1 protein-coding gene is annotated in these 2,043 nt (G+C 75.3%); it reads left to right on the top strand.

Going from position 1 to position 2,043, the window contains the following annotated elements; genetic code table 11:
* A partial coding sequence (locus tag LP52_RS25275) for a condensation domain-containing protein (RefSeq protein WP_040276931.1) occupies nt 1-2,043 on the top strand: 2,043 nt, incomplete at both ends.

Here is a 2,043-nt window from a genome sequence, read left to right as displayed (position 1 = left end):
CGCGGGATGCGCATCGAACTCGGCGAGATCGAGCACGCCCTGACGTCACGTCACGACGTGGCCGACGCGGCGGTGCTGGCCCGCCCCGGAGCGGCCGGCGACACCCGCCTGGTCGCCTATGTCGTCCCCGCCCCGGCGCACGGCGCCGTGCTCGAACGGCTGCGCGCCGACCTGGCCGACCGCCTGCCCGAACACATGGTGCCCGAAGCGCTGGTCGCCGTGGACGCCTTCCCGCTGACCGCCAACGGCAAGCTCGACCGCGCAGCGCTCCCGGAGCCCGACACCGCAGATGCCGGTACCGGCCGCGCCCCGAACAGCCCGCGCGAAGAGCTGGTCTGCGGACTGTTCGCCGACCTGCTGGGCCTGGACCGGGTCGCCGCCGACGACGGCTTCTTCGCGCTGGGCGGGACCTCGCTGGCCGGCGCACGCCTGGTCAACGCACTGCGCTCGCGCCTGGGTGCGGGGCTGAGCGTGGCCGACCTGTTCGACGCACCCACACCTGCGGCTCTTGCCGCACGGATCTCCGCGAGCGAGGACGCCCGTCCGCCGCTGCGCGCCGGAGCGGCCGCCGCATTCGACGCGGAGCCCCCGCTGTCGGCGGCCCAGCGCGGGCTGTGGGCGAGCGCCCATGTGCCCGGCGCCGAGGCCGCCTACAACGTCGCATGGGTGCTGCGGCTGGACGGCGGAGTCGACGTCGGGGCGCTCGGCGCCGCGGTCGCCGACGTCGCCGCCCGCCACGCCGTCCTGCGCACCGCCTACCCCCGCGTCGGAGGCGAGCCCCGCCAACGCGTCCTGGAGACTCCGCAGGCGCGCGACCCGCTGCGGGTGGTGCGCACCGGCGCCGCGGACCTGGACCGGCTCGTGGCCGAGGCCGCCCGCCGGCCCTTCGACCTGGAAGCCGAACCCGCCTACCGGCCGGTCCTCTTCGCCGCCGACTCCGGCGAGCATGTTCTGCTCCACCTGTTCCACCACATCGCGGTGGACGAGTGGTCGCAGGAGCCGTTCCTGCGTGATCTCGATGCGGCGTATCGGGCGCGTGCGGCCGGTGGGGTTCCGGGGTGGGAACCGTTGCCGGTGAGTTATGCCGATTACGCGGTGTGGCAGCGTGAGCTGCTGGGTTCGCCGGAGGTTCCGGGCAGTAGGGCGGCTCGCCAGCGCGGTTTCTGGCGGGAGGCCCTGGCGGGTCTGCCCGAGGAGATCCCCCTGCCCGCGGATCGTCCGCGGCCCGCCGCCCCCACCGACGAGGGCGGCACCGTGGCCTTCGAGATCCCCGCCGACCTCATGCGCGCGCTCACCCGGCTGGGCCGCGAACGCGCCGCCACCCCGTTCCTGGTCCTGCAATCGGCGGTGGCCGTGCTGCTGCACCGGATGGGCGCCGGTAGCGACGTCCCGCTGGGCACCCCCGCAGCCGACCGCGCCGACGAGGCGCTGCACGACGCCATCGGCATGTTCCTCAACACCCTGGTGCTGCGCACCGACCTCGGCGGCACCCCCGGCTTCGGCGACGTCGTCGAGCGCGCCCGCGCGTTCGCCGTCACCGCCTACGCCAACGCCGAACTGCCCTTCGACCGCGTGGTCGAAGCACTCAATCCGCCCCGCGCGGCCGGACGCAACCCGCTGTTCCAAGTGATGGTCAGCCACCAGAGGCGACCCGAGCTGCGTGAGGGCCTGTTCGGCGGCCAGGCGGCCGCCGACGACACCGTGGCCCGCCCCGCCGCTCGCTTCGACCTGGAGTTCGAGTTCATCGAACGCCCCGGCGAGGACGGGGCCGAGGCCGCCATACGGTTCTCGGCCGACCGGTTCGACACCGCGACCGCGCACGCCCTCGGCGAGCGGCTGCTGCGCCTGCTCTCCGCGGGAACCGCCGACCCGGAGCGGCCCGTGGCCGACCTTCCGCTGCTGGGGGAGGGCGAGCGTGCGCGGCTGCTGGGGGAGTGGGGCACCGCCCCGCACCCGGTGACCGAGCAGACGCTGCCGGAACTGGTGGCCCGCGGCGCCGATACAGGTGCCGTCTCGGCCCCCGCGCTGGTGTCGGACGGTGCC

The organism is Streptomonospora alba (genome assembly GCF_000826685.1).
Taxonomy (GTDB): Bacteria; Actinomycetota; Actinomycetes; order Streptosporangiales; family Streptosporangiaceae; genus Streptomonospora; species Streptomonospora alba.
Note: the sequence above shows the minus strand (reverse complement) of the source record. Positions and strands in the feature narration are given on the sequence as shown.